We start from the raw sequence: 6,776 nt of genomic DNA, 5'->3' as shown, positions 1-6,776 counted from the left end.
GGCGCGAATTCTTGCTAGCAGAACCCTAGGACGAACAGGCTTAGACATATAATCATCGGCCCCCATTTCCAAACCTAGTACCTGATCTAGATCGTCAGTTCGCGCAGTCAACATAAGAATCGGTCCATTATAATTAGGACGCACCTTACGACATATTGACAAGCCATCCTCACCTGGAAGCATCAGATCCAACACTACCAGATCAGGCTTTTCATTGACGATACGATCAACTGCATGAGAGCCATTACCTTCAACCGAAACGACAAGCCCATTACTCTCCAAGTATTCCTTGGTGAGATCAGCTAAACGCTCATCGTCTTCAACTATTAAAATTCGCCAAGCGTCGTTTTGTTGTTCAACTTCCATCTGTATTTTCTTATCTTAGTTCGTGATTTGGGATTGCATGGAGACCCGAAAGGTACTGATATTCCATACATTTTTCCGTTATGTAACAGTAAGTATATATGCAGCTTCAAAAAACACATGAAAAATTGCATATTTTTTATTCTAGCTAAATTTTACGCAGCTTCGACCACTTCGATTATCTCAATCTCAAAATTGAGAACCAAGCCTGCTAAAGGGTGGTTTGCATCAACCAGGACGAAGTCTTTTTCTACTTTAACAACCTGAACAACCTGCGCATCAGAGCCGGTATTGGTCTGGAACTTCATACCTTCTACAACATGCTCTACTCCTTCAAAAGCTGACATAGGTACTTTTGACACAAACTCCGGGTTATGCGCACCATAAGCCATTTCTGGCGGCACCTGCACTTCCAAGCGATCACCCGCTTGCCTCCCCTTTACAGCTTCTTGAAGCCCTCGAATCACGGAAGCACCACCAATCTCAATTACCATTGGTTCGCCACCTTCTGAAGTATCGACTACTTGCCCATCATCATTCTTCAACCAATAGTTAACTTTATATACTTGCCTTTCTGCCATTATTTATCACTCTTGTTAATCAGACCGGCTTGCCAACCAATCTACAGCTATGCGCCAGGTATTTTGCGGCGCTTTGTTACCAGCAAAGACGCCCGCATGCCCACCCGGAACAACACAAAACTCTTTATCTTCTGAAGAGACTATATCCAAAACCTTGTGCGCAGCACTTACACTCACCAAATTATCAGACTCGCCTGCAAATGCCAGAATCGAGCATCTAATTTGATTAAACTCGGCCATCACCTTTCCAATACGCATTTTTCCTTTAGCCATGGTGTTATTGATCATCATATGAACCGCCATTTCCCGAATGGTACGCCCTGGATAATCTACCATGTCGTCAAACCACTTGCTCATAGTCAGACTTTCTTCCAAATACTCCCTATCCCATAAATTCAAAAACTTCTCATACGTATTAATCACTGAGCCCATTGGGTTAGTTAATTTAAACACTAGCGATGAAGTCCATCCAGGCACATGAAAATAGCGTGTCGGTAAATCAAGTAAGGAAAAATTAAGCACGTTGGAAACCAGGTGCGCTGGCTTATATATTGCCGACAAAACCTTACCTGCTGCGCCGCTCTGATGCATATCGATCGGACTCGCGACTGTCACCAGGTTTTTGACTGATTCATCACCTGAAACCGCCAGATACATAAGAGAAAGCAAGCCACCCATGCAGTATGCAAAGATTGACACCTCCTCCTCATCAGAATGCGTAATGACAGCATCCATGATCATTGGCATCCACTCTAGCACATAGCTTTCCAGCGACAGGTTTTTATGATCTGCGGTTACATCTCCCCAATCAACCAAGTAAACATCATAACCATTCGCTAAAAAATAACGAACAACACTTCTATGCGGCATCAAATCAAATATCATTGATGTTGCGGCTAAAGGCGGCACCAAGATAACGGGCGTTTTGTGTCGCTTTTTCTCTACCTTGATTTTCTCACCCGCGATCTCAATCTCATCATCCTCTAATGGGTGATAATGACGAACTGACATGATGCCATCTTGAAAGATTTCATCGAATGAACTCAAGTTTGAGATATTAAAGTTCTCCGAAAAAGCAAACTGCTCCACACCATTAAGAACAGATAAAAAAACTTTATCTAGCAATCTTAGCTTTTTCTCAACCATCTATAGCTACAACCCTGTTAACAATAAAAAGATATCTCACAGTTATTATCTTAGCCCCACAAATAAAAAAACCCCAGCACAAGCCGGGGTTTCTATAGTAGTACTACTGGCTTCCTAGCCTAAGAACTTGATCATAACGCCCGCAGCAACTGCAGAACCGATAACACCTGCTACGTTTGGCCCCATCGCATGCATCAACAAGAAATTCTGAGGATTATTATCCAGACCAACCTTATTCGATACACGAGCAGCCATTGGAACAGCTGATACACCAGCAGATCCAATCAGAGGGTTAACTTTGTTAGTACTAAATACGTTCATCAACTTAGCCATGATTACACCAGTACCGGTACCTACTGCAAATGCAGCCATACCCAAGAACAAAATACCCAGCGTTTGAAAATCAAGGAATTTGTCTGCACTTAATTTAGAACCAACAGAAAGGCCTAAGAAAATAGTTACGATGTTAATCAAAGCATTCTGGGCTGTATCAGAAAGACGGTCCACAACGCCCGACTCTTTCATCAAGTTACCAAGACAGAACATACCCAAAAGAGGCGCAGCATCAGGAAGACAAAGTGCAACCAGAATCAATACAATAATCGGGAAAAGAATTTTTTCCAATTGATTAACTGTACGAAGCTGAACCATCTCAATCTTACGCTCTTCAGGAGTAGTCAAAGCATTCATAATAGGAGGCTGAATAACAGGAACAAGCGCCATATACGAATAAGCTGCGACAGCAATCGCGCCCAATAGGTGCGGTGCTAGTACACTTGATACGAAGATAGAAGTAGGTCCATCTGCACCACCGATAATACCGATCGTAGCAGCTTCTTCAATCGTAAATGAAACACCACCAATTTGCATACTTGTGAGGAAAGCAGCACCTAGAACGGTACCGAAAATACCAAACTGCGCAGCAGCACCTAGCAAAATAGTTTTAGGGTTAGCCAGCATTGGACCAAAGTCCGTCATTGCACCAACACCCATAAAGATAAGCAAAGGACCAACCATTGAGCCAATTACTACGTTATAGAAGTTTGTCAACATGCCATTAGCGTAACCCGCATCACTAGCAACGTTATGAGCTGCAGCGGCAGTAGCACTATCTGCCATTTTATAAGCGTCTTTAAACGCATATAAGGTCTCTTGCGTCATTTCCTGACCGGCTTCAAAAGGAACTTTCAAAACCTCTGCCAAAGCCATCATTACTTCAGGCTTGTGAAAATGTATCGCATTTTCAGCGGCCGATAAAGCAAGTCCAGCCTCTGGAATATTAGCCAATATCCCGCCCATACCAATAGGCAATAGCAACAAAGGCTCAAAGCCTTTTTTAATAGCCATATATAGAAGACCGAGACAAATAACGATCATCGAGAACTGGCCGATAGAGATATTATAAAGACCACTACCGGTCCATAAATTAAGTATATTTTCCATTGTCAGACTACCCTTATAAGGTCATCAAAGTATCGCCAACGGCAACTGAGTCGCCAACAGAGACACTAATCGTTCCAACAGTACCCGCTCGTGGTGCACGTACTTCTGTTTCCATCTTCATTGCTTCAAGAATCAACAGCAAGTCACCCTCTTGAACAACTTGACCAGGCGTTGCAACAACCTTAAAGATGTTACCTGCTAACGGAGCTGGAACCGGATCACCACCACCCGCAGGAGCAGCCGCTGCTGGCGCACCACCAGAAGCCTGTAAAGGAGCACCACCAGTAACTGGAACCATACCTGTGATATCACCGCCTTCCTCAACTTCAACAACGTAAGACTGACCGCTAACGTTAATGGTATAAACTTCCTTACCACCCTTAGCTGCCGCTTTTACGTCATCTTCACTTGGAACCGGCTCAAATGCATCTGCATTGTCACGATTCTCTAGGAACTTAAGACCAATCTGAGGGAACAGAGCATAAGTCAGAACATCATCGACCGTCTCATCAGCAAGCTTGATACCTTTTTCGCCAGCAAGTTTCTTAACTTCCTCAGTCAACTTGTCCATTTCTGGCTCAAGCAAGTCTCCTGGTCGGCAAGTAATTGCTTCACCACCATCTAAAACGCGATCCTGTAGCTCTTTATTATAAGGAGCTGGAGCCGCACCGTATTCACCTTTAAGAATACCCGCAGTCTCTTTAGAGATTGATTTATAGCGCTCGCCAGTCAATACGTTCAGAACCGCTTGGGTTCCAACAATCTGAGAAGTAGGTGTTACAAGAGGAATATGACCAAGATCTTCACGAACACGTGGAATTTCTTCTAGCACTGCATCAAATTTGTCTGCAGCACCCTGCTCTTTCAACTGGTTTTCCATGTTGGTCAACATGCCACCAGGAACCTGGGCAATCAGAATTCGCGAATCAGTACCACGCAATGAACCTTCGAACTTAGCGTACTTCTTACGAACCTTACGGAAGTAAGCAGCAATCTCTTCAAGAAGCTTCATGTCCAAGCCAGTATCACGACCAGTACCTGCCAATGCCGCAACCACACTTTCAGTCGCAGTATGGCCGTATGTCATTGCCATTGAAGAAATAGCCGTGTCAACACGGTCAATACCTGCTTCAACCGCTTTAAGAATTGTCATATCTGACAAGCCAGAAGTCGCGTGTGCATGTAATTGAACTTCTAGATCAGTCTGAGCTTTCAAACGCCCAACCAACTCAGAAGCAGCATAAGGCGTTAATGTACCGGCCATATCTTTAATAGCGATAGAATCTGCACCCAAGTCTTCAATCTGCTTCGCTAAGCTAACCCAGCTTTCCAAAGTATGTACAGGACTTGTTGTATAGGAAAGCGTTGCCTGAGCATGACCGCCGTTTGCTTTAACAGCTTTAAGCGCACGATCCAGGTTGCGAGGGTCGTTCATCGCGTCAAAAACACGGAATACCTCAACACCATTTTTTACAGCACGCTCTACGAACTTATCAACAACGTCATCAGCATAATGTCTATAACCTAACAGATTTTGACCTCGCAACAACATTTGCTGCGGAGTATTAGGCATGACTTTCTTCAATTCTCTGATACGATCCCATGGATCTTCACCAATAAATCGAATACAGGAGTCAAATGTAGCGCCACCCCAAGATTCAAGTGACCAATAGCCTACCTGATCTAGCTTTTCAGCAATTGGCAGCATATCGTCAATTCGCATACGCGTTGCTAATAAAGATTGATGTGCATCACGAAGTACGACATCAGTGATTCCGAGTTTTTTGTTCGAATCCGTCATTTTCTATCAAGCCTTCTGTTAAAGGTTCAAATTTTATTCACGCTCACTTCTTGTGGTCTGAGCGATATTTGTCTACTGCAGCAGAGAGTACTGCTAACAGTTGCGCATCATTAGATGCTTGAGTTACTGGCGATGCAGCTGGAGCTTTAGGCTCAGGTGCTGGCGCATATTTCAAAATCATTTTTGACATGAACGATGTAGCAAAAACTAAGATCGTCAAAAATACAAAAACGAATCCCATACCCACCAACATCAAGTTTATTGCTTCAGACATTAAATCAGTCATATTCTGACTACCTAATCAATTTGTTGTTGATAACAAGGAAATTATCCTAAAAACCACCCAAATGTAACACATGTTACTAGGCGAGCGTAATGTACCTTTTCTAGCGTTTGTAGGCAATACGATTTAATACAATTTTTAACTGTATAGTAGGGATATTAAATTAACAGAAGCGTTAAATAAGATAGGTTTAAAGGAGAAATAATATGGCACGGCTGGCAGGATTCGAACCTGCGACCAACTGGTTCGAAGCCAGTTACTCTATCCAGCTGAGCTACAGCCGCATTAGATGCTGATCAAGAATGTTTTAAAGTGGCGCGGCTGGGAGGATTCGAACCTCCGACCGCCTGGTTCGTAGCCAGGTACTCTATCCAGCTGAGCTACAGCCGCTAAACTTTAAAACTGCCATCCTAATTTAAATGGCGGAGAGAGAGGGATTCGAACCCTCGATGAGTGTTACCCCATACGCCCTTAGCAGGGGCGCGCCTTCAGCCTCTCGGCCATCTCTCCTCAAGACGCGGCGTATATTAACACATTTATTTTAAATGCCAACACCGCATTGAATTATTTTTTAAAAAACATCAACTTGTGTATTTTTTAACCACAAATTAGTCGTCAGACTGCTGCGCTTCAGACTTTTCTTTCTGTATACGCTGATAGATCTCTTCACGATGAACAGAGACATCTCTAGGCGCGTTCACACCAATACGCACTTGATTACCCTTTACACCTAATACGGTAACAGTAACGTCATCACCAACCATTAAAGTCTCACCTACTCGACGAGTCAATATAAGCATTCTTAGCTCCTTTTATTATGCAATATTCATCCAAAAAAGCTTCTTACTGCCACCTCAAAAGAGATAACAACGAGCACTTAAAGAGTATTATCGAAATTTCTCAAAAAGATAGTTTTAAGTGGATTAATCTTGCACATTTTCTATTTAGTTATAAATTGTGAAAATACTGTTCGCCTTGAATTAATGTTCCTGCGCCAGATCAAAAGCACCATGAAGCGTCCTTACGGCCAACTCTAGATACTTCTCATCGATCACAACAGAAATCTTAATCTCCGAAGTCGAAATCATCTGAATATTTATACCTTCATCAGACAAAGCTTCAAACATCTTGGTAGCTACCCCTGCATGAGACCGCATCC

8 protein-coding genes and 3 tRNA genes are annotated in these 6,776 nt (G+C 43.0%); all 11 read right to left on the bottom strand.

Annotated elements, in window-relative coordinates; translation table 11 throughout:
* Window positions 1–366 (bottom strand): response regulator (locus tag A3756_RS12440; protein ID WP_156490445.1); only part of this gene is annotated, 366 nt, incomplete at its 3' end.
* 152 nt (window positions 367–518) lie between these two features.
* Window positions 519–944, bottom strand: a complete 426-nt coding sequence (locus A3756_RS12435) for a peptidylprolyl isomerase (RefSeq protein ID WP_068507860.1) — start codon at window positions 942–944, stop codon at window positions 519–521.
* A gap of 15 nt (window positions 945–959) precedes the next feature.
* Complete coding sequence (locus tag A3756_RS12430) at window positions 960–2,090, bottom strand: alpha/beta fold hydrolase (RefSeq protein WP_068507862.1); 1,131 nt, start codon at window positions 2,088–2,090, stop codon at window positions 960–962.
* A gap of 114 nt (window positions 2,091–2,204) precedes the next feature.
* Window positions 2,205–3,533, bottom strand: a complete 1,329-nt coding sequence (locus A3756_RS12425; RefSeq protein ID WP_068507864.1) for a sodium ion-translocating decarboxylase subunit beta — start codon at window positions 3,531–3,533, stop codon at window positions 2,205–2,207.
* Between the two features lie 13 nt (window positions 3,534–3,546).
* Window positions 3,547–5,334, bottom strand: a complete 1,788-nt coding sequence (gene oadA / locus A3756_RS12420; protein ID WP_068507867.1) for a sodium-extruding oxaloacetate decarboxylase subunit alpha — start codon at window positions 5,332–5,334, stop codon at window positions 3,547–3,549.
* 43 nt (window positions 5,335–5,377) lie between these two features.
* Window positions 5,378–5,620, bottom strand: a complete 243-nt coding sequence (locus A3756_RS12415; protein ID WP_068507869.1) for an OadG family protein — start codon at window positions 5,618–5,620, stop codon at window positions 5,378–5,380.
* A gap of 204 nt (window positions 5,621–5,824) precedes the next feature.
* Window positions 5,825–5,901 (bottom strand) — tRNA-Arg (locus A3756_RS12410).
* Between the two features lie 29 nt (window positions 5,902–5,930).
* Window positions 5,931–6,007 (bottom strand) — tRNA-Arg (locus A3756_RS12405).
* A gap of 30 nt (window positions 6,008–6,037) precedes the next feature.
* Window positions 6,038–6,127 (bottom strand) — tRNA-Ser (locus tag A3756_RS12400).
* 98 nt (window positions 6,128–6,225) lie between these two features.
* On the bottom strand, window positions 6,226–6,417 hold the full coding sequence (gene csrA / locus A3756_RS12395) for a carbon storage regulator CsrA (protein ID WP_068507871.1): 192 nt from the start codon (window positions 6,415–6,417) through the stop codon (window positions 6,226–6,228).
* A gap of 180 nt (window positions 6,418–6,597) precedes the next feature.
* A partial coding sequence (locus A3756_RS26110) for an ACT domain-containing protein (protein WP_156490444.1) occupies window positions 6,598–6,776 on the bottom strand: 179 nt, incomplete at its 5' end.

Source organism: Oleiphilus sp. HI0086 (assembly GCF_001635225.1).
Note: the sequence above shows the minus strand (reverse complement) of the source record. Positions and strands in the feature narration are given on the sequence as shown.

Excerpts from the sequence above, each read along its gene's own strand:
- A3756_RS12435 (WP_068507860.1), bottom strand. The coding sequence starts at position 944 with ATGGCAGAAAGGCAAGTATATAAAGTTAACTATTGGTTGAAGAATGAT.
- A3756_RS12430 (WP_068507862.1), bottom strand. The coding sequence starts at position 2,090 with ATGGTTGAGAAAAAGCTAAGATTGCTAGATAAAGTTTTTTTATCTGTT.
- A3756_RS12425 (WP_068507864.1), bottom strand. The coding sequence starts at position 3,533 with ATGGAAAATATACTTAATTTATGGACCGGTAGTGGTCTTTATAATATC.
- oadA (WP_068507867.1), bottom strand. The coding sequence starts at position 5,334 with ATGACGGATTCGAACAAAAAACTCGGAATCACTGATGTCGTACTTCGT.
- A3756_RS12415 (WP_068507869.1), bottom strand. The coding sequence starts at position 5,620 with ATGACTGATTTAATGTCTGAAGCAATAAACTTGATGTTGGTGGGTATG.
- csrA (WP_068507871.1), bottom strand. The coding sequence starts at position 6,417 with ATGCTTATATTGACTCGTCGAGTAGGTGAGACTTTAATGGTTGGTGAT.